This window comes from Photobacterium sanguinicancri (assembly GCF_002265265.1).
GTDB classification, from domain to species: domain Bacteria; phylum Pseudomonadota; class Gammaproteobacteria; order Enterobacterales; family Vibrionaceae; genus Photobacterium; species Photobacterium sanguinicancri.
In genome coordinates this window covers 52,755-73,711 of the sequence record NZ_NOIF01000004.1, presented here as the reverse complement: position 1 = coordinate 73,711, position 20,957 = coordinate 52,755, and the positions used below count along the sequence as shown (strand labels likewise).

20 protein-coding genes are annotated in these 20,957 nt (G+C 44.1%); 11 read left to right on the top strand and 9 right to left on the bottom strand.

Features of this window, described 5'->3' with window-relative positions; all coding sequences use genetic code 11:
- Positions 1-200 precede the first annotated feature (200 nt).
- The 5 genes from ASV53_RS01660 (at position 201) to tcdA (ending at position 5,238) form a co-directional block, all read left to right on the top strand.
- Positions 201-674, top strand: a complete 474-nt coding sequence (locus ASV53_RS01660) for a TadE/TadG family type IV pilus assembly protein (protein WP_062688892.1) — start codon at positions 201-203, stop codon at positions 672-674.
- Positions 675-677: 3 nt separating this feature from the next.
- Positions 678-1,271 carry a tight adherence pilus pseudopilin TadF gene (gene tadF / locus ASV53_RS01655; RefSeq protein WP_062688890.1) on the top strand — a complete coding sequence of 198 codons (594 nt, stop codon included), beginning with the start codon at positions 678-680 and terminating at the stop codon, positions 1,269-1,271.
- A 4-nt stretch (positions 1,272-1,275) separates the two neighbouring features.
- Complete coding sequence (locus ASV53_RS01650; protein WP_094955854.1) at positions 1,276-3,015, top strand: TadE/TadG family type IV pilus assembly protein; 1,740 nt, start codon at positions 1,276-1,278, stop codon at positions 3,013-3,015.
- A gap of 159 nt (positions 3,016-3,174) precedes the next feature.
- Positions 3,175-4,284: a murein transglycosylase A gene (mltA, locus tag ASV53_RS01645; RefSeq protein WP_094955853.1), complete on the top strand. Its 1,110-nt coding sequence runs from the start codon at positions 3,175-3,177 to the stop codon at positions 4,282-4,284.
- 144 nt (positions 4,285-4,428) lie between these two features.
- Positions 4,429-5,238 (top strand): tRNA cyclic N6-threonylcarbamoyladenosine(37) synthase TcdA, encoded by an 810-nt coding sequence (gene tcdA / locus ASV53_RS01640; RefSeq protein WP_094955852.1) that lies wholly within the window; start codon positions 4,429-4,431, stop codon positions 5,236-5,238.
- Between the two features lie 87 nt (positions 5,239-5,325).
- Here tcdA and csdE read toward each other — a convergent pair whose 3' ends face one another.
- Positions 5,326-5,757 carry a cysteine desulfurase sulfur acceptor subunit CsdE gene (gene csdE / locus ASV53_RS01635; RefSeq protein ID WP_094955851.1) on the bottom strand — a complete coding sequence of 144 codons (432 nt, stop codon included), beginning with the start codon at positions 5,755-5,757 and terminating at the stop codon, positions 5,326-5,328.
- Positions 5,758-5,766: 9 nt separating this feature from the next.
- Positions 5,767-6,987 (bottom strand): cysteine desulfurase CsdA, encoded by a 1,221-nt coding sequence (csdA, locus tag ASV53_RS01630; protein ID WP_094955850.1) that lies wholly within the window; start codon positions 6,985-6,987, stop codon positions 5,767-5,769.
- A gap of 383 nt (positions 6,988-7,370) precedes the next feature.
- Here csdA and ASV53_RS01625 point away from each other — a divergent pair, with 383 nt between their 5' ends.
- The 4 genes from ASV53_RS01625 (at position 7,371) to rlmM (ending at position 10,526) form a co-directional block, all read left to right on the top strand.
- On the top strand, positions 7,371-8,279 hold the full coding sequence (locus ASV53_RS01625) for a transcriptional regulator GcvA (protein WP_094955849.1): 909 nt from the start codon (positions 7,371-7,373) through the stop codon (positions 8,277-8,279).
- Positions 8,272-8,997, top strand: coding sequence for an alpha/beta family hydrolase (locus ASV53_RS01620; RefSeq protein WP_094955848.1), 726 nt, complete (start codon positions 8,272-8,274; stop codon positions 8,995-8,997). The genes ASV53_RS01625 and ASV53_RS01620 overlap by 8 nt, the downstream gene beginning before the upstream one ends.
- A 117-nt stretch (positions 8,998-9,114) precedes the next feature.
- Positions 9,115-9,447: a DUF423 domain-containing protein gene (locus ASV53_RS01615; protein WP_062688914.1), complete on the top strand. Its 333-nt coding sequence runs from the start codon at positions 9,115-9,117 to the stop codon at positions 9,445-9,447.
- Entirely contained in the window at positions 9,444-10,526 is a 1,083-nt protein-coding gene (rlmM, locus tag ASV53_RS01610; RefSeq protein WP_094955847.1) for a 23S rRNA (cytidine(2498)-2'-O)-methyltransferase RlmM, read from the top strand. The genes ASV53_RS01615 and rlmM overlap by 4 nt, the downstream gene beginning before the upstream one ends.
- A 133-nt stretch (positions 10,527-10,659) precedes the next feature.
- Here the strand turns inward: rlmM and xni are convergent, their stop codons facing one another.
- From xni to queF, 5 genes are all read right to left on the bottom strand, one after another.
- Positions 10,660-11,433 carry a flap endonuclease Xni gene (xni, locus tag ASV53_RS01605; protein ID WP_094955846.1) on the bottom strand — a complete coding sequence of 258 codons (774 nt, stop codon included), beginning with the start codon at positions 11,431-11,433 and terminating at the stop codon, positions 10,660-10,662.
- A 54-nt stretch (positions 11,434-11,487) separates the two neighbouring features.
- Positions 11,488-12,861: a nucleotide 5'-monophosphate nucleosidase PpnN gene (gene ppnN / locus ASV53_RS01600; protein ID WP_094955845.1), complete on the bottom strand. Its 1,374-nt coding sequence runs from the start codon at positions 12,859-12,861 to the stop codon at positions 11,488-11,490.
- Between the two features lie 290 nt (positions 12,862-13,151).
- Positions 13,152-14,708, bottom strand: coding sequence for a GGDEF domain-containing protein (locus ASV53_RS01595; RefSeq protein WP_094955844.1), 1,557 nt, complete (start codon positions 14,706-14,708; stop codon positions 13,152-13,154).
- Positions 14,709-14,843: 135 nt separating this feature from the next.
- Positions 14,844-16,955 carry a tetratricopeptide repeat protein gene (locus tag ASV53_RS01590; RefSeq protein ID WP_439126476.1) on the bottom strand — a complete coding sequence of 704 codons (2,112 nt, stop codon included), beginning with the start codon at positions 16,953-16,955 and terminating at the stop codon, positions 14,844-14,846.
- A 284-nt stretch (positions 16,956-17,239) separates the two neighbouring features.
- Positions 17,240-18,085: an NADPH-dependent 7-cyano-7-deazaguanine reductase QueF gene (queF, locus tag ASV53_RS01585; protein WP_062688878.1), complete on the bottom strand. Its 846-nt coding sequence runs from the start codon at positions 18,083-18,085 to the stop codon at positions 17,240-17,242.
- 63 nt (positions 18,086-18,148) lie between these two features.
- Here queF and syd point away from each other — a divergent pair, with 63 nt between their 5' ends.
- Together syd and ASV53_RS01575 are read left to right on the top strand one after the other, a co-directional pair.
- Positions 18,149-18,703 (top strand): SecY-interacting protein, encoded by a 555-nt coding sequence (gene syd, locus ASV53_RS01580; protein ID WP_094955842.1) that lies wholly within the window; start codon positions 18,149-18,151, stop codon positions 18,701-18,703.
- A 2-nt stretch (positions 18,704-18,705) separates the two neighbouring features.
- The gene (locus ASV53_RS01575; protein ID WP_094955841.1) at positions 18,706-19,479 is read left to right on the top strand and encodes a Zn-ribbon-containing protein; all 774 of its coding nucleotides are present in this window, start codon (positions 18,706-18,708) and stop codon (positions 19,477-19,479) included.
- Positions 19,480-19,590: 111 nt separating this feature from the next.
- Here the strand turns inward: ASV53_RS01575 and ASV53_RS01570 are convergent, their stop codons facing one another.
- Positions 19,591-19,863 (bottom strand): hypothetical protein, encoded by a 273-nt coding sequence (locus ASV53_RS01570; RefSeq protein ID WP_094955840.1) that lies wholly within the window; start codon positions 19,861-19,863, stop codon positions 19,591-19,593.
- Between the two features lie 38 nt (positions 19,864-19,901).
- Entirely contained in the window at positions 19,902-20,132 is a 231-nt protein-coding gene (locus ASV53_RS01565; RefSeq protein WP_062688872.1) for a DUF2789 domain-containing protein, read from the bottom strand.
- Between the last annotated feature and the right edge of the window lie 825 nt (positions 20,133-20,957).

The window sequence follows — 20,957 nt, the reverse complement described above, 5'->3', positions numbered from 1 at the left end:
TTTTAAAATCATACGTTTACTTATCTCGTCGTTATAACTGAAATTATCCCTGAGCTATTTTTATTTAAATGCATTATTTAGCGTTATATTCACAGCCTTGTTTCGCATTGCAAAATTTGTAAAATAAACCTTAGTGGTGTCATTAATTTGACTGAATTGGTTTCGGCAGACATTTCTAAATGAAATGTGCAGGTGTGGATATGAAGCGCAGTCATCGTTTACAGAAAGGGGTTGCAAGTATTGAATTTGCCCTTGGGTTCATAGTGTTATGGTTTATGACTGTAATGATTATGGATATAGGGCTGAGGAATTATACTGTTGCCGTTGTAAATTTTGCAGCCTCAGAAGCGACGCGAGATGTCAAAGTTCGCCATTTTGAAACTGAATCAGAGTTTGAAAAATACTTTGAAGAAGTATTAAGTGAAAATGCTTTTTCATTATGGGGAGCATTAAATCATGACAGTGAACTCACGGTAGATATGAAGCAGTACCCTAATATTGATGCTTTAGTGGGAGAGCGCCAGCTAATGAATCAAAGTATCGCCTCTGCGCCGATTGCCTCTTATCTTATAACTTTTAATTACAAGCCATTAATTACTCTTGGTGACTACACGTCATTCCCAATTAAGCGGGAAGTGATTGCGGTGCAAGAATACGGCCGTCGAGAGTCTTAAGGTATGTTTACTCATAGTAATAAAAAAATAACTAACCAAACGGGTTCAGTTGCAATTGAATTGACCTTTGTTGTTGGTGCTCTTGCGATGTGCATGATGTTCGCGGGTGATTTAGCAGCAAAGATGACGATTCAAGGTGAGTTAGATAATTTAAGTTACTCTATGGCAAACATAGTGCGAGATCGTACGGCGTTATATTCTCATGCTGATAATGTTCGCGAAGAACTGAGTAGACAAGATGCAGAACAAATCGATCGAATCGTGAGAAGTAACCTGACTCGACAACGAGCTGGATTTAATAACGATAAATATGCCGTTATCGTTGAAGGCGTAACTTTTGATAGTGCTAGTAATGCGAATACGCCTGCCACAGTGAAGCAACTGAAGTCTTTTCATTTAGGCAATAAACAATTGAATTGTAATCCCCCTCCTTCTTCGGAATTTAAAGCATTAACGCCATACACCAATAAAAAACGTTATATGCCAATGTATCGAGTCACTATTTGTTATGAGAGCCCAAACCTGTTTTATACTTTTTCTGGTGCAGAAGAAGGGGCGTTAGTCATTCAATCTTCAAGCATTAACGTGGGGCGCTAGCACGATGCAAAATTATAGTAAGCAATCTGGCGTTGCTGCAATTTGGTTTGTCTTAGTCTTTATTGCTCTCGCAAGCTTAACGGCCTTGGGCGTTGAAGGGGCACGTTATCTTAATAATAAAGCCCGCTTGGGGGATGCCCTTGAAACGGCCTCTTTATTATTGGCAGCACAAGAAGCAAAACAATCTGAAGATGAAAGAAACCAGGCATATGTTACGCAAGTTGCCCGTAGTTATTTGCCAGATGCCAGCACCTCTTTACCACAATTGGATATTCACTATCGAAGCGGTGAAGAGACGATTGAGATCGATGGTAAGCAGCAAGATGTTGAATTTCTTCAATACAAAGTGACGGCGTCGACTCAACATGATTCGTGGATGAATATGCCAGATGCGCCCTCATTTGATGAAACTCAGAATATAAGTAATTTTGCCGCGGCTAAAAAAGTTGCGATTAAGTCCGGGGTGAGTGATGCTTTTTTAGTTATGGATCATTCCCTTAATATGAACAGTAATACCTGCCAGATTAAATATCCGGGTAGTAATATCTATAAACACCAAACAGCAAAATTATTTATCGCTCACCAATTAGCCCATGAATTTATTAATCGTAAGCAAGGGATCTCGGTAGATAAGAGTAAAGAAGATATTGAGCCAATTGAGGGGAATGTCGCAGTATTTCCATTTGATACCCGTACCTCAAATTTTTCAAATGATCAGTCTGGAAGTGGTAATTTGCCGCTCTGCCAAAACCACCTTGATTTTTACAGTGCAAGTGAAGAAAACAGCATTAATGGCCTTGGCGTTGATAAAGGGTTTGGTGAAATAGATTGGAATCACTCCAGCATTAAATGGTTGACGATGGGAGAGGCGTTAAACCGTCAAGATGCTCTTGGTACTTATGTGAATGAAACCTATAACACTCAAGACAAGATTGGCCAATGGTTGCCTGATGCTGAGAAGCATATCGATTATTGGGAAACCGTTAATTCTATTGCGGGCCGTAATGCTTTAGCTGACACATCACGAGAATCAAACTTAATGGCGTTTCCTGATAATCGCCTTTGTCGTGGTAACTTTATGACGGTATCGATTACAAACCCTAAGTTCAATACAGAAAAAAATAAGGTAGGTGGATATTTAGGGTTAATTAATTCATTTACTTCTAATTCACCGATTACGCAAAATAGTGCGCATAAGCCTGGAAGTTACATTGGTGGTTGGAGTGCATCATATCAAGGCATTTTACAGGCACTGAATGATTACCATCATCATGGAGACAAGGACAAACAGTCGACGATGGTCGTTATTTTAGGTGGTGGAGATCGCCCAAGAGCCAGTGATAATTTGCGCTATAAGAATGGTCAGGTGATCGATCACTCTAATATATTAAAAAAACTGAGTGATCATGGGCTGTGTGAGAAGATTAAGAGCGATTACCCTAAGCTGAATTTATTTGCGATAGGGATTGATGTGGATCCTAAGAGTTTAAAAGGCGTGACCAAGAGGACTGGCGGGTGTATTGATGATGCGAACACCTCAATGATTGACCACAAGGCAGCCACTGGCACGACAGGATCAACAGATATTTGCTGGGGAGGCACTTCACCTGTCGGCACCGACTTCTCCCTTACGGATTATGGTGTGTCGACCATTAGCGCAATTGTCAGTGCTGGATTAAATGCTGGTGGGGCTGCGGGCCAAAAAGAAGAAGTCGGAAGTATTTACGATCGACGTACTCAATAGCACTGCATTATTGTTTGATCATTATCGTCCTGATGGTGGGCGGTACCTTTCTTGAGACTCTTTGCAAAATACTGACCTGCTTTTTACAAACCTAATAGCCCGTTTTCTGACGGGCTTGTTATACTTGTTGTTGATTTATCTAACCTATATAGGCTTTTCGTGTTACGTCATTTAACTATCGCAGTGTGCATTATTGGTTTGGCTGGTTGTGCTAAACCTACCGATCGAGGGCAGCAGTACCTTGACGGTGATTTCGAGCAAGTCTTGAATCAAGTTGAGTCAGTAAACTCGGATAAAGTCCGAGATTACAGCCAATTTGATGCGCAGATGACGAAAGTGATTGAACGCTCACCCTCCATGGCGGAAAAGTACTTCCCACTTTATAACCAAATTCAGAGTTGGGCCGCGCATTCTGGCGATCCTACTGAGTTGGCTAATTATGGTATTCAAGCTGCACAAATGGGTGGCGGTGATGGCTACGGTAATGTGATGTTCACTGGCTATTTCTCGCCTGTTATTGAACTGCGTCATCAAGCAAACGAGAAGTTTAAATACCCGGTTTATGGTATGCCGAAATGTGATGGTAAGTGCCCAACGCGTACAGAGATAAACAATGGCATATTGGCGAATCAGCAACTGGAGCTAGGCTACAGCGCCTCTATGCTCGATGTTTTTATGATGGAAGTGCAAGGCAGTGGCTTTGTCCATTTTGATGATAATGATGAGTTACAGTATTTCGCTTATGCGGGCAAAAATGGCCATCCTTACGTCAGTATTGGTCGCATTCTGATTGAACGAGATCAAGTGCCGCGTGAGAAAATGTCACTAAAAGCTATCTCTGATTGGGTGGCGCAGCAAGATGAAGCGACGGTGCGCGAACTGCTAGAGCAAAACCCATCGTATGTCTTCTTTAAGCCGCAAGAGAGCTTGGATGTAATGGGAACCGCGGGTATTCCATTATTGGCGCACGCGTCAGTTGCCGCTGATCGTGAATATTTACCGATGGGCAGTGTGATTTTAGCAGAAGTACCTCAGCTTGATAGTGAAGGTAACTGGAACGGCAAGCACGTACTGAAACTGCTGATGGCGTTAGATACCGGTGGTGCGGTGAAGAAAAATCACCTCGATCTATACCATGGTATGGGTGACCAAGCGGGTATTGATGCTGGGCACTACAAGCATTTTGGTCGTGTGTGGAAGTTAGGTTTACCCAATACAGCCACTGCCGATCCTTGGCTTGTGCCTGCACAGGCCGCCAAGGCTGAATAGAGGTTACCTCTCGGTAAATACTCTGCCATTTTTATCCTTAGTTTGCTTTTTACACCACTTGCGCAAACTGGACAATTCTTAATAGAGCGCGTATAACACGCGCTCATTCTTTATCTGAACGACCTAGCTAGCAGTGAATATCCTATGCGCGAATTAGATACCCCAGCCTCAGACAGTTATAACCAACGTTTTGGTGGCACACGTCGCCTTTATGGTAACAGTGAAGTAGAGATTTATCGGGCTGCACATGTCTGTGTGATCGGTATTGGCGGTGTTGGCTCATGGGCTGCAGAAGCATTAGCGCGTTCAGGTATTGGTGAGTTGACGTTAATCGACATGGATGATGTCTGTGTGACGAACATTAACCGTCAGATCCATGCGATGACGGGGACTGTGGGTCAGAGCAAAATTGAAGTAATGGCGGAACGTATAAAGCTCATCAACCCTGAGTGTCAGGTGAATTTGATTGATGACTTTATTACACAAGAGAACATTCGTGAATACATTGATGGTCGCCACGATTACATCTTAGATGCGATAGATAGCATGAAGCCAAAAGCAGCATTATTGGCACACTGTAAGAGTAATAAGTATAAAGTGATCACCACGGGTGGCGCGGGCGGTCAAACCGATCCGACTCAAATTCAAATCACGGATTTGACCAAGACGATTCAAGATCCACTGGCGAAAAAACTGCGCGATACACTACGTCGTCATCATAATTTTCCGACTAATCCCAAGCGTAAGTTTGGCATCGATTGTGTGTATTCAACAGAGCAACTGAAGTACCCACAAGCGGATGGCTCGGTCTGTAATATGAAGGCGTCAGCCGAAGGGCCTAAGCGTATGGATTGTGCCAGTGGCTTTGGTGCAGCAACAATGGTGACAGCGACATTTGGTTTTGTTGCCGTTTCTCGTGTGTTGCAAAAGCTAGTACAAAAACACCTAAAATAACGGATAGTTATTACACCGTTCAAGAATATAAAAAAGCGGCTCGCGTAGTGATACGGAGCCGCTTTTTTGTTATTTAATTTGAAGTGTTCATGCGTTTGTAGCAGTCACTTTAATTTGCTCAACAATGGCTTTAAGCCCATTGCCACGCGATGGGCTGAGGTGTTCAATTAAACCTAAACGGTCAAAATACGCATCAATATCAAATGCTAAAATATCACTCGCAGACTTGCCTTCATAGGCTGCTAAGACCAGAGTAATTAAGCCTCGAACGATACGTGCGTCAGAGTCAGCGGCAAAGTGGAACACACTGTTTTGATTCTCGTGTGCCAACCAGACGAGACTTTCACAACCACTGACGGTGAGATCGGCGAGCTTAAATTCATCAGGTAATACGGGAAGCTTTTTGCCTAATTGAATGACGGTACGATAACGGTCTTCCCAGCCTTTGGCTGTTTGCATTTGCGCGACAATATCGTCAGCGGTAATTTCAGTCCCAAATGGGTGGTGCGGTAATGTCATGGTCTTTCCTTACAGCAGGCTACAGGCTTTGTGTAGCGCAGCGATAAAACAGTCAATGTCTTGTTCAGTATTATAAAGCGCGATTGACACGCGTAATGTACCTGTTAATCCTAACGCATCAAGCATTGGGTGGGCACAGTGATGACCCGCACGCAGTGCGACGCCTTGCTGATCAAGTAAGGTGGCAATGTCTTGATGGTGTACGCCATCAACAACAAAAGAGAACAGGCTTGCATGGTCTTGTAGCCCAACAATCCGTAAGTCTTCAATATCTTTAATACCCTCGATAGCACGCTGGCGAAGGCTCGCAATATGTTGTTCGGCTTGTGGTTGATTAATGGCTTGAAACCAATCAATGGCTGTCGCAAGGCCAAGGCTACCCGCAACATTGGGAGTACCCGCTTCAAATTTACCAGGAACGCCTGAATAGGTGGTGCCGTTGAAGCTGACTTTTTCTACCATCTTACCGCCGCCGTGCCACGGTGGCATCGCTTCTAGTAATGCTAGCTTGCCATACAGAGCGCCAATGCCAGCAGGGGCAAACAGTTTATGGCCAGAGAAAACATAGAAGTCAGCATCCAGCGATTGAACATCTATCGCTTCGTGCACCACGCCTTGAGCACCATCAACGACGACAACTGCACCATGTTGGTGAGCTTCGTCAATTATTTGCTCAATTGGATTTCGGGTGCCTGTGACGTTGGTGATATGGGCTATCGCCACTATCTTGGTTTTGTTTGATAGTAATTGGCTAAAAGCCGCCATATCGAGCGAGCAATCTGAACACATCGGAATTTTGACGACTTTTGCACCCGTCTGCTGGGCCACTATTTGCCACGGAACAATATTGGCATGATGTTCTAATTCGCTGACGAGGATCTCATCATTAGGTTGCAACGTTTGGCGGGCATAGGTTTGGGCGATTAAGTTTAATGCTTCTGTTGCACCACGGGTCCAAATAATTTCACGGTTACTGGTCGCGCCTAAAAAGCGCTGTACAGTTTCACGTGCTTGTTCAAACTTGGCAGTGGCTTTGGCTGTCAAAGAATGGCTGCCACGGTGAACGTTAGCATTTTGACCGCTGTAATATTGCTGAATGGTATCGATCACCACCTGCGGTTTTTGCGCAGTCGCTGCACTATCTAAATACACTAAAGGTTGGCCATTACAGCTTTGCTGCAAGGCGGGAAACTGGGCGCGAATCGCATCGATAGAAAATTGTGCAGTCATGGTGGGTCACATTGCTAATGTTCAAGCCCACAATTGTACTCTAAATTGCCGATTTTGGGTATGAAGGGCCGGTTGGGTGACAAAGCCCGCTTTTTTGGCAAAAAAAAAGCACTGCGTTGGGGCGCAGTGCTAAAAATGATTTTGACAGACAGGTCAAATATACAGGAAGTAACAATTGGTAGATAACTACCGATCCGACACAACTCGGACAATATGCAAACACAACATCGCAACATTGGTTAAGTACAAATGCTACAGAGCAAAAAACTTGTACTACGCCTCAGCTGCGAAACGAATAATAGGGTTTCTGTGGCACTTGAGCAATGGACAATTTATAATGATTACCATAAAAAAAACTAATGTTATGGTCAGGTAGGAAAAGTATGTCGAGACGTTTACCCCCGCTCAACTCATTAAAAGTATTTGAAGCCGCAGCAAGGCACTTAAGTTTTACCCGTGCAGCGGAAGAACTATTTGTCACACAAGCAGCTGTAAGCCACCAAATTAAAGCGCTAGAAGAATTTTTAGGGCTCAAATTATTTCGTCGTCGTAATCGTTCTTTATTGCTGACGGAAGAAGGGCAAAGTTACTTTCTCGACATAAAAGATATTTTTTCTGCAATTTCAGATGCCACAGATAAGGTATTAGAACGCGGTGCTAAAGGTGCGTTAACCATTAGTTTACCTCCTAGTTTTGCCATCCAGTGGTTAGTCCCTCGTCTGAGTGACTTTAACGAAAAACATCCCGATATAGATGTACGCATTAAAGCGGTCGATTTGGATGAAGGATCACTCACGGATGACGTCGATGTCGCGATTTACTACGGACGTGGAAATTGGTCGGGTTTACGCGTCGATAAAATGTACCAAGAATTTTTAATGCCAGTCTGCTCGCCAATGCTACTGAACGGGCCAAAACCCTTACGTTCCTTAGATGACTTGAAGCTGCATACCTTATTACACGATACCTCGCGCAAAGAGTGGAAGAACTATGTTCGCCAATACAACGTTGCAGGAACAAACGTTAACCAAGGGCCGATATTTAGTCACTCAACCATGGTATTACAAGCTGCGGTACACAGTCAGGGGATTGCACTCGGTAATAATGTATTGGCGCAACCCGAACTTGAAGCGGGTCGTTTAGTGTGTCCGTTCGATGAAGTCCTGCTGAGTAAAAATGCGTTCTATATTGTTTGCCAAGAAAAGCAGGCAGATACGGGGCGTATTCAGGTGTTCCGTGATTGGGTATTAACCAAAGCTGCACGTGAACAAGAGGACATGCCTGATGTCTAATAATGTTTCGAACTCGATACAAAATGAAGCTAAAACTGCGGATTATCCGACGTACATTGTTGATGGCCCCTGTGAAAAAACAGCTAAAGCCACCTTCTTGTTTGCGCATGGTGCTGGTGCGGGAATGGATCATGAATTCATGACAGCGATAGCGCAAGATATTGCAAAACAGGGTATTCGAGTGGTGCGATTTGATTTCCCTTATATGGTCAAGCGTCGTGAAGATGGAAAAAAACGTCCACCCGATCGCCAACCTAAACTTTTAATCGACTTTTTTCGCCATATTGGTGCGCACGAATCGGATACGCTTGTGATTGGTGGTAAATCCATGGGAGGGCGTATGGCCAGCCTGATGGTGAGTGAGGTTGCTGCTGAAACACCGAATGTGATGAATTGCCAATCGCGGGTAAAAGGTGTCGCTTGCTTAGGTTTTCCGTTTCACCCTCCGGGTAAACCAGAAAATTTTCGGGGTGAGCATCTAAAAACTATGGCAACGCCAACGCTTATCTTACAAGGAGAGCGTGATACTTTTGGTACACGCGAAGAAGTGGAAGCATGGCAATACAGTGATCAAGTTGAAACGGCTTTTTTACCTGATGGCGACCATGGTTTTAAGCCGCGTAAAAAATCGGGCCATACTGAGACCGCTAATCGGGCATTGGTTGTGAGCCAATTGGTTGATTTTATTCTTCGCTGTACTCAGCCTAAGAGTGAGTAAGCGATGACTAGCCTACCAAGGACAAAATCAAGCGTTGCATTAAGCGATGAATATGCAACGGCAAACCGAGCTCGCTGGATCCTCGTTTGTGCAACGCTTAGTGGGGCAATCACAGTGATGCTTGGAGCCTTTGCGGCACATGGGCTTAAAGCACAGTTATCGCCGTATCTACTTGATGTATTTAAGACTGGCGTTCAGTACCAAGGATTGCATTCGGTCGCGTTGATCGGATGTGGATTATGGGCACGCATTCTGCCGTCAAAAGCGGTATCATACGCAGCCCTATTTTTCGGTGCGGGCATTGTGTGCTTTAGTGGCAGCTTGTATGCGCTCGCATTAACGGGCATAAAATGGTTTGGACCCATCACACCACTGGGTGGGTTTTGTTTTATTTTTGGCTGGGTAGCATTAACTGTTGCTGCTTGGCGTTCAGCTGAGGGTTCAAAGTGAATCACGTAATTTTATACTGTCGTCCAGGCTTTGAAAAAGAATGTGCCGGTGAAGTTCAAGACAAAGCAAACAAACTGGAGTTGTATGGTTTCCCTCGGGTGAAAAACAATACCGGTTATGTTGTATTTGAATTTTACCAGCAAGGTGATGCGCAGAAGTTTATTAAACTGCAGCCATTTTCTTCACTTATTTTTGCGCGTCAAATGTTTGCAGCGAAGCCTTTGCTGACAGATTTACCGCAAGACGATCGTATTTCTCCTATCTTAGCGGCGGTTGATGGTTTCCCGCGCTGTGGCGAATTACGCATTGAAACGCCAGACACCAATGAAGCGAAAGAGCTGCTGAAGTTCTGTCGTAAATTTACCGTGCCGCTACGCCAAGCGATGCGTAAAAAAGAAATTCTTTACGCACAAGACAGCACTTGGAATCCAGCATTGCATGTGTGCTTTATTGCTCCAGGTTGTTGCTACGTGGGCTACTCATTCACGAACAATAACTCACAGTTCTTCATGGGGATCCCGCGTCTGAAATTCCCATCGGATGCTCCAAGTCGTTCTGCGCTTAAATTGGAAGAAGCCTTCCATGTCTTTATCCCTCGCGAAGAGTGGGATGAGCGTTTAGCGCCAGGTATGTGGGGCGTTGATTTAGGTGCATGTCCAGGTGGATGGACCTATCAATTAGTGAAGCGTTCAATGTTCGTTCACGCGATTGATAATGGCCAGATGGCGCAAAGCTTGATGGATACAGGTCAGGTTAAACACCACGAAGTGGATGGTTTTAAATTTGAGCCACCACGTAAGAACGTAACTTGGATTGTTTGTGACATGATTGAAAAGCCTGCACGCGTTGCACACTTAATGGGTGACTGGCTAATTAAAGCATGGGCGAAAGAGGCAATCTTCAACCTGAAACTACCAATGAAAGGTCGTTACGACGAAGTACTGCAAGATATTGAAAACTTGAAGCTGTACTTGGTTAAAAATGGCGTGAAGTTTAATCTTCAAGCTAAACACCTATACCATGATCGTGAAGAAATCACGGTACATATCCAACGTACAGATAACCGTTCAGCCTATTAATTTGTTGTCAGATACTGGATGTTAGATAAAAAAGCGGCCTCGTTAATGAGGCCGCTTTTTTGTTTTTGGATGAGATAGAGAAAGTTAACTCTAAAGGCTGTGCTACTTGGTTAGCGCGGTACTCATGATGTGGTTATTCAGGGGGTTGGTAGCGAATATCTTGCAGATTGAAGCCAAGCACTAAGTCTGTTTTCAATGACGAGACTTGTTTACTTGCACGTGCTGTATCTTCATTACCCGTGATTTTCTTTTGCCATTTTGGGGGTAAATCAGTGGCCGAGAGTACGGCTTCTAAGTCAGGATAGAGCCCCAATAACTCCACAGCCGCTTTAGGACCAATACCGGCGATACCGGGGATTTTGCTCGAACTAATTCCTGCTAATCCCCAATAATCAGTAAGTTGCTCTGGCGCAATACCGTATTCTTTTTTGACAAAAGGGGCGTCTAACCAACGCTGTTGGAAGTAATCACGTACCCGTAAGGTCGGTTGGAGTAATTGGCAGTATCCCTTATCTGTCGAGATAATGGTGACCTGTTGGCTGCGTGAGGCAACTTTGAGTGCCAAGGTGGCAACTAAATCATCGGCTTCATCACCATCTGATAGCAATGAATCAATACCGAGTGCCATGAATGCATCTTGAATTTTATCCATGCCTTGAGCTAACTCTTCAGGCATAGGTTTACGCCCTTCTTTATAATGTGGCAGTAGCTCTGCGCGCCAACCTCTGTCATCGCTGTGATGATCAAAGACGGCGACGATATGGGTGGGTTGGCTGTTGTTGATGATTTTATCTAGTGTCTGACAGCACACTTTGGCTGTATTTTCGACGTCAGGTTCACCTGGCTGAGCAGCATGAACACGGCGGATAAGGTTTAATGCATCAATAACAACAAGATGAATAGACATAGCACACAAAAAAAAGGACCTAGACAGGTCCTTTATTGTACGCGTTAAATTGTGTTATTTCATTACTGGTGGTGCAGTCACGATCTCATAGCAGGGTTCATACTTGGATCCTGGCAGTTTCATTCGCTGCTGTTCCACGAAACTTTTCAGTAATTTGTCCATCCGCTTCATTAGTACGCTATCGCCATTGATTTTAAAGCGACCCTTATGTTCGATTTCACGGATCCCTTCTTCCTTCACATTACCCGCAACAATACCTGAGAAGGCGCGACGTAAATTAGCGGCTAAATGTTCAGGGCGCTGATTCATGTGCAAATCTAAACTTGCCATCGAATCATGCGTTGGTTCGAACGGCAGTTGAAACTCGGGTGGGATTTTCAGCGACCAGTTATAACTGTAGGCATCCCCAGTTGCTAAGCGGTGCTCTTTGACTTGTGGCATCGCATTTTTCATGATGCGAGCAACCTCTGCAGGGTTGTCGATCACGATTTGATAATGCTTGGTGGCAGCCTCGCCTAAGGTATCGCGAATAAAGCTATCTAAAGTGCGGAAATAGGCTTCGCTTTCTTTCGGGCCTGTGAGCACTAACGGCATTGGTTGTGATTCATTTTCTGGTTCCATGAGGATACCGAGAATATAAAGCAACTCTTCGGCCGTACCTGCACCGCCAGGGAAAATGATAATGCCGTGACCAACACGGACAAAAGCCTCTAGACGTTTTTCGATGTCAGGTAGAATGACCAGCTCGTTCACGATAGGGTTCGGTGGTTCGGCCGCGATAATAGATGGCTCCGTTAACCCCAGAAAGCGACTGTCACCGTAACGTTGTTTAGCATGGCCAATGGCAGCCCCCTTCATCGGGCCCTCCATCGCACCGGGTCCACAACCGGTACAAATATTCAGCTCTCGTAAACCGAGCTCGTGACCCACTTCACGGGTGTATTGGTACTCAATCGGGTTAATCGAGTGTCCCCCCCAGCAGACCACCATGTTTGGACTTTCACCTGCACGTAGGGTATGGGCATTACGTAAAATACTGAATACGAAGTTGGTGATATGCGGTGCACTCGTCAGATTTAAATCATTACGTTGTTGAACGTGCATGTTCACATACACAATGTCACGCAGCACTGAAAACATATGTTCTTGAATACCACGAATGATTCTGCCATCCACAAAAGCATGCTCGGGCGGGTTCATCAATTCGAGTTTAATTCCACGCTCACGGCGCATGACGTTAACATCAAAACTTTTATTTTTTTCAAGCAGTTCTTTGGAGTTATCGGTATGACTGCCAGAATTCAGTACCGCAAGCGAACAGTTGCGGTAAAGACGGTAAATATCGCTAGAAGCCGTTGCTTTAAGGCGATCGACTTCGAGTTGTGATAGCAGATCCATGCTACCAACTGGGCTGATATGGGTAATCATGGTGACCTCCCTGTTCATGGGAAACAGCAGTTGCTGTGAGGAAAACGAGGAATAGATCCCTTTATCTGGGTTCAAATCGTTTAGTTCTTGGTTTTAGTTTGTGTGATTAGCAAGCCTGAATCGTTCGGGATTGATTATGGTTGTTGATAACGAATCATACTCAGGCGGTAAGCATAACTATTAGTATAGTCAGCTCTTTTTGCTTTTAGCTATTTAATATCAGTAGCTTAATTTTCACATTACACAGCAATATGTGCTTTGCCTAGTAATAAATGTACAGGGTGTGAGGTTTAAGCTATCCAGCTTAAGCGGTTAGAGCCGGTACTTTTAGCGGTATTGAGTGCTTTTTGGGTGCGTTCAATAATATTCGGAGGGGTATCGTTGGTGTCGAACATGGTCGCGCCAATTGAAACGGTAATTGAGACTTGTTGATCGCGAAAATGAAACGGCAGTTGAGCAACCGCTTCTCGAATGGTATTGATGCGTTTCGTTCGCTCTTCTTCTGTGGTATCTGGCATGATCACCATGAACTTATCGCCATCAAAACGGGCAATAAAATCGGTGTCATCAAGGCACTGATGAATAGTACGAGCGATGATTTTTAGCGCTTTATCACCCGCGACATAACCAAAGTTAACATTGGTTTCTTTGAAATTATCGACATCAAGCAGAGCGACACATAACGGGTGTTGGTATCGCAACCAGCGGCGGTATTCATGTTCTAGGCGATCGTTAAATGCAGCACGGTTATACACCTTGGTTAAATGGTCTAAGAACATTTTTCGTTCTTGGTTGTTTAATGATTGGTGATGTTCGGCCGTTTTTTCATAAAGTGTGATGACTTTATTTTCGTTATATGCCAATTGATCCAATAACTCGCGCTCTCGTTTTTCGAGCGCGTGAGTACGTTCAATTAAGACCTGTAATTCAGAGCTGATTGTTTCAAGCTGTGGTCGCCATGTCTCGAGGTTTTCTTGTTCTTTCAACCCTTGCTTCATCTGCTGAGATAAGGCTGAGACCCCTGATATCATGGTATGACGTTGTTCGATTAAGGCGCTTGATTGGTCTACTGCTTGGTGGGTGGTTTTTTTTAGCGCCGCCAAATCACTGTGTACGCCATCGACAAATTTTTGAGTCGAACGGCGATCTTGGTGATGGCCATTGATCACTAATCGTAAAATAATTAATGCGTGCTCTACGAGTCTTTCTGCTGTGACACCAGCCAATAGCTTATTACGAATATCTAGCAGCGTGGCGCTGTTGTCATCAGTAAAATCTAGATCGGTGATAAGGTGCTGTAATTCACAGCTAAGATGAATCAATACATCTTGATCTATGCTGTTACTTTGATGCTGATTGGTTGAGTTTGATAGTAGTTTAACCGCGCTTTCGTACAGTTCTAATAGGCGTATTAGACGGTTGTGATTATCACTTAAACTATCAGGTGATGCTGACAATATATTGCGAAGGTCACGTTTGAGCTGCGGAGGTAAGCCACGAACCCGATTTAGCGTATCACCGCTTAAGTGAATATGTTGCTCAAGGTTTTGGCTTGCTTGTTCGGTGAGTGCCGCTTGACGAGTGACGAGACGCTCAATTAAGGCTAATCGTGGGATCAGCTTGCTGATGTCTTTGGGTTGCTCTAGGTCGTGACGTAGCTCAATCAGTTTAAGATCTAGTTCCTGGTCTATCCCTCGGCATGCGACAGATAGACGGGTGATCAGGCGCTTTAAAATGACAATCTCGCGACGCGACTTGAGTGAGGCATCACGGAAAGATAGTTGAGCTTGGTCTAGGCGCTGTTTCAATTTACTCACTTCAGAAACAACGGCATTTACGTCAGTCACGGGGGTAAGGCATACCTAAAGCAATCGCTATATAGAGTTAAAGGGGCAAACGAAACCAATAATATGGCGCGTATAGTAACAAAAACATAGTAACTACTATTGATGTAGCGGCATTAATTTCAAATTCTGGATGATTTAATTGACCTTATTATCAGAATCGTGATCATTATTCCAACAAAATTCCAAGCTTGTCGATGCTTGTACTTTGACTAATCCATTATTAATGCCTTGCAGACAGGCTTTACGAATATTATCACTCGCAAAACTGGCTGCTGGAGCTGCATCTATTGCACTTAAGTGAACCCATTGACTTCCTTCCTCTTTTTTATTGTTTAAACGGGCAGCATTGGTTGCCATGAGTAGTATGTCGATCAGCTCTTGGTCGTTAATTGCCGTATAAGCACGGGGTAAAAATGGGTATTCAGCCATCCCAATGCGCACTTTGTTGTCGATGTGTCGATCGGCGATAAAACCATCAATTAATTGCTGAATAGAATCAGCGAGCTGAGCGGGTTCACTGTTTAAACGCGAGTTGGGCTCTATGTACAAGAACATCGCATCAGAGAAATGATAAAGGCGTGCTGGCTTGCATACTTCATTTTGGAAGTAAGCGCCGAGCTGACGTTCCATCTCTAACCCTTGTTGGTAGCCTCGTTCCAAGTAAATGTGTTTGAGAAATGGAATTTCAACTAATGCAAAGCGTAAACGATCGCTAAGTGGTTCGTTAATGATATCGCCTAAGTGCCATTGCTCGAAGTTAGCACTGCTTTGTTGCAGTGAATCGGGGAGGCGAGCGTTGAGCATTCGCAGGTTTCTTAGTCCACTACGAGGGTGGGTGTAAAACTCGGTACGCAGCTGCTTAAATCGATTTTGTAACATGTTTGCCACACTATGGCGGCGCCATAAAACGATACTGACCACCAATAATAAACTGATCAGAAAAATGCTCACTTGCTGCTGTTGGTAGAGGGATTTTTCACTCTCAAATTGCTGCCTTTCCAACTCTTCGAGCATTAAAGAGCGTTCCATCATGCGTTGCTGTTGCTTAAATACTTCGACATTGCTTTTCAGTTGTGTTTTTTGCTGGCGTTCAAACAATTGCTCATAACGACGCTGGCTGAGTAAAGCATTGTAATAATCGCTATTTTGCTCGAAGGCTTGCGATAAAATGACTTCGCCTTGAAGTTGTAAGTTCAGCTGACCAATTCGACTTGCCGCCAGCAGCCCTGATTGCAGGGTTGAAATGGCTTTTGCTATGTGTCCTTCAGCCAGTAGAAGTTTACCTTCAAGTAAAAGTGTATCGGCATTTAATGCTTCGTTACCGGATCGCTTTGCCATTTGGCGTGCTTGTTGTAGATACTGTTCTGCTTTTGGGTAGTTATAAAGCTGAAGATATACCCGTGCAATATTGAGGTATAGCTGTGACGAACGGCCATCGTGCTTTAACTGACTCTCTTGATCTAATGCATTAAAATAATGCACTAAGGCGAGGTTGTAGCGGCCTTGTTGTTCATAGATGGATGCAATAAGCGCGAGCGTTTTTGCCAGTGGTTGGGTGCGTTTGAAGTGCTCGAAAAACTCACCCGCTTGGGTGGCGTGCTCTAAGGCTTTATCAAATACACTGCGCTGTTCAAATAGCGTCGCGAGTCCTAAATTCGCCACGGCGGTCTGCGCTTTGTTATCTTCTTCAACCGATAACCAATACCCGCTTAGTAGGCGATCCAGCGCCAAATCATAGTGGTTATATTTTAAGTAATGTTGACCCAGCGTGAGTTGGTACTCAATTAAGGCTGTAGTGTTATCTAAATTGGTTAATAAGCGTTTCGCTTTGCTAAAGAGCTTTTCGGCTTTTTCTTCAGTACCCACGGCTGATTCAATCACAGCGCGCTGCAATAGCGTTTCGTATTGCAATACCTTCACTTGTTTGGTCAATTTGAGTGGCTCAGATTGGCTAATGGTTGTATCTATATTGTCGAGTAATTTTAAGGCCAACACACTGTTTTGCAGGTTCTCCCAATAGATCTTTGAATAGATCAATTGAGTTTCAATAATGGTGAATTCGAGTTCATTTTCTATCGCGAGTTTAATCGCTTTTTTGATGGTGCTAATAGCGCGATCAGGCTGATTAAGCAGCGAGTGAGCACGCGCCTTAATTTGCATCGCATTGACGGTATTTAGTGGGGTGCGCACCGAGTGATCGGTATCATCATTTACATGGACACGTGAGCTTTCAGTTTGCTCACTCATGCGGCGCTGTTTTAAATAGCGATCGGTGATTCGGAGTGATTTTTCAGGACTCGTTTGCAGTAGCTCATGTGCCTCCGCAAGGATCGGTGTTGTATAGATTTTTGCTGAAGCGCTAAAAGGAAGGAAACAGATTAGGAAAGCGCAAAAAAGCCAGCGGCAAAAATTCATATTTTCTCTTAAACCACAATAAACACAGTGGTCTAATATACTGGCTTAGGCAATCAAGTCCAGCAAAGGGTATGCTTTTGCTGGACTTATTTTACATCTGTATCGCAGAGTTAGAATTACTGTCGAGCAAGACGGAAATTGTTGCTAGGCGTTTTACCCTGATTTGTACGGTATGGATTAATATCTAGGCCGCCACGACGGGTGTAACGTGCATAAACGGTCAGCAATTCTGGCTGGCAGAAGGCCATAATGTCACTGAAAATACGTTCAACGCATTGCTCGTGGAATTCGTTGTGATTACGGAACGACACTAAGTAACGCAGTAATTTCTCGCGATTAATTTTCTTACCTTTATAAGAAATACGCACGCTGCCCCAATCTGGTTGGTTAGTAATTAGGCAGTTTGATTTTAATAGGTGGCTATGAAGCTCTTCTGTAACGACGTCACCGTCTGCAGCACCATCTAAATGATCAGCGCTGAAATCGTATTCTGTGATTTCAATATCTTGATCATCAATACATTCGCCAGTGAAGTTTACGATGGTTTCATCGGTAAAATCAGTCAAAGGTTGAATGGTGACATCAACGTCAAGGCCTGCGCATGCACTCAGATCTTTGTGTAGTGTTTCAACAATCTCTTGCCAGTCGCTAAAACGTGTTTGGTTAAAGCTGTTAAGATAGAGCTTAAACGATTTAGATTCGATCAGGTTTGGACTGTTGGCGGGTAAACGAACTTCACCGATAGCGACTTGTGGTAAGCCTTTACCGTTTAACCATGACAATTCATAGAGTGTCCAAATGTCGTAGCCAGTGAACGGTAGTTCATCGCCAAGGGCGAGATCGTCACGATTAAGGCTACGTGGAACGGCTTGCAGCAGTGAAGGATCATATTTATCAGCGTATTCAGTTTTTTGACCTAACGTTAAATCCGCTAATTCTGCCGCGTCTTTATATTTGCTCATACTGTCTTGGACACTCTTGGATTAGAATATCCAAAGTTTACTTAATCTTTAATGAGGTTGCGAATGAATCATCCAGTTACGGACGCATTATCTGATTTTTCGGTCCGTTTTATGAAAGCGTGGCACGATGCAGGGCATACATTTCCCCGTAGTGAGGACTTAGTCGGACTTCACTCGCCATGTGTACAACATGATTCGGGTGATGATGTGGCTTGGCAGGCAGTAACACGTGAACCTATGGGTGACCTAGCGGCAGTCGAGAAAGGGATTGAGCTGGCATTGCATGAAGATATCGTCGCTTTTTATGCCAGCCAGTACAGCGGTGATATGGCGGCGAAGTTTGGCGATCTTGAATTTGATTTATTGCAATCTTTCAGTGAAGACGACACTTTGCGCTTACAAGAGAATATTCTGGGCCACTTAGTGACACAGCGTCGGTTAAAACTAAAGCCTACCGTTTTTATCGGTGCACTGGCTGTTGAAGATAAAGTGATTTCTATTTGTAATATGACGGGGCAGGTTATTTTAGAAACCTTAGGTAAAGATATACGTGATGTGCTCGCTGCGGATGTAGAAAGCTTTTTGACTAAGCTTGAACCTATCGTACGTGAGGATTAGGCATGTACGTTGTAGAAATGAGTTTTGAGTGTTTTGATAACACCACGGTGTCGGCGGTTGATCAGGCGATTAATGGCTTGATGGATGCGTTGCGCTATAACGGTCAGGTGTTAGGCCGTGAATTTCCTATTGTGATGGATGAGGCGATCTTTCGAGTACGAGCTGTCTGTCCTGAAATTGATAGTCTTCATGCCCAGTTTAACAGCGATAGTGTGAAAGCGTGTTTAAACCGCTTATCGCAAGCGAGTTTGTTGGCACCTAAAGTGAAAGTGTTAGGTCGTGATCTGAATTCGGAAGCGGCTGCAGAAAATTTTGTGCCATCATGGCAAGTGATCTACACCACTTTTGTTCATACCTGCTCACCATTGCGTTGCGGTGAAACGTTAATGCCAATCCCGTTATACCGAGTCCCCCCAGTATTAAATGGCGATCATAAATCGATCGTTAAATGGCAAACAGAGTGGCAAGCCTGCGATGAAGTGCAAATGGCGGGCGGCTGTAAGGCTGAACATGCCACCCTGCATGAAATTAAAGATGCTGACAGCGATCTGTTTCGACGTGGCTGGGATTTACGTGGCCGAATTGAATACATTACTAAGATCCCGACGTATTACTACCAGTATCAAGTGGGTGGAAAGAGCCTAGCAGAAGAAAAACAACGTCCATGTCCTAAATGTGGCGGTGATTGGTCGCTTGATGAGCCGATCCATGATCTTTTCCATTTTAAGTGTGATGATTGTCGGATTGTTTCAAATCTATCGTGGGATTTTCAGTAGGTTCGCAATCATAATTATTCATTCCTCAGTGCGGTTACTGTGGAAAAGCAAAGGGCTAAACAGCGATGTTTAGCCCTTTTTTTTAGTTAATGTGTGCTTTCAGGTTTGTTTTCAATCTTTGCTTTCAAGCGCGGTGAGACGAGCGGTTAATGTTGCGACTTGCTGTTCTAGCTGTGCGATGCGCTGTTCTGTTGTAAATGTTGGCGATGTTTTTTCAATCTTAGGCACCTTGGCATTTTTCTTCCAAGCTTGTAGTGCCTTGATGATTAATGGCATAGGTAATGGTGACGTTAGGCGTGACTTTATTAAAGCAACCGATGGCTCTTTCCCTTCGGTAATCAAGGATTGAATCGCTTGTTCTAAATCTTGGCTGATGTCTGACATGGTGTTCCTTTCGAGTCGATATCGAGTACTGATACCGTCTATTTTCGTAGCAAAGCATCCAATTGATCAATCACTTCACACCAATCTGCATCTTGCTCTTGTGATTCTTTGATAAAACGTTTCTGTGAAGGATGCCAAAAAGTGGCTTCTGATAGTGACTCATGCTGCTCTAAGCGGTGGCTTGCTAAGAATTGTTCGATAAATGCTTGTGAATCATTAAGCCCTAATTGGCTAAAAAGGTGGCTGAGATTGTGGTTAAAGGTTTCCATTGCACTTCCCCTTTGATTGAAATGAGCCTAGCACAGTGCTCCTTGTCTAATTCACTAAGTATAGGCAGAGAGTGCTGATGAGCAGGGCAATAATGGATGTGATGAAAGTGTTTATTTTGTGATTAATTATGCCAATCATTGTTGGTTTTGTTTGTCGGAGTAATGTGCGTTTTGATCTTTCTAGGATCGTGCTTTTTGTGATGCTTAGATATACACCTTGTTGCTTGTGCGAGATCTCTTACAAGATTGTGGGAAAAAAGCAGAAATCTTCGTGTTCTTACGCTTACCTATACCACTTATCTCTTATTAAACAATAACTTAGTATTTTTGTGGTGTGGTATTTATGAACGGTATCACCCTAAAGTGTTATTGGGTGGGTTGTTGGGCTATCGAAATCACGTAATATCTACCGTGTCAGAGGGACACTGGCATTGGAACTTGGAAACGGTTTTTGGAACGAACCGACCTCAGGATGAGGGAAGTAAGCCGGAGCGCTTACTCGCTAGGATAGCGAAAGGACAACGAACGGATACGTTAATGCGGGCTGGATGCTGGCTGAAAGGATACAAAGGATCACTTCAGGATGAAGTCAGGGAACACCTCTAGGATAGAGGCATAAGGGATTCACTTCAGGACGAAGTCAGGGAACACCTCTAGGACAGAGGCATAAGGGATTCACTTCAGGATGAAGTCAGGGAACACCTCTAGGATAGAGGCATAAGGGATTCACTTCAGGATGAAGTAAGGGAACACCTCTAGGACAGAGGCATAAAGGATTCACTTCAGGATGAAGTCAGGGAACACCTCTAGGACAGAGGCATAAGG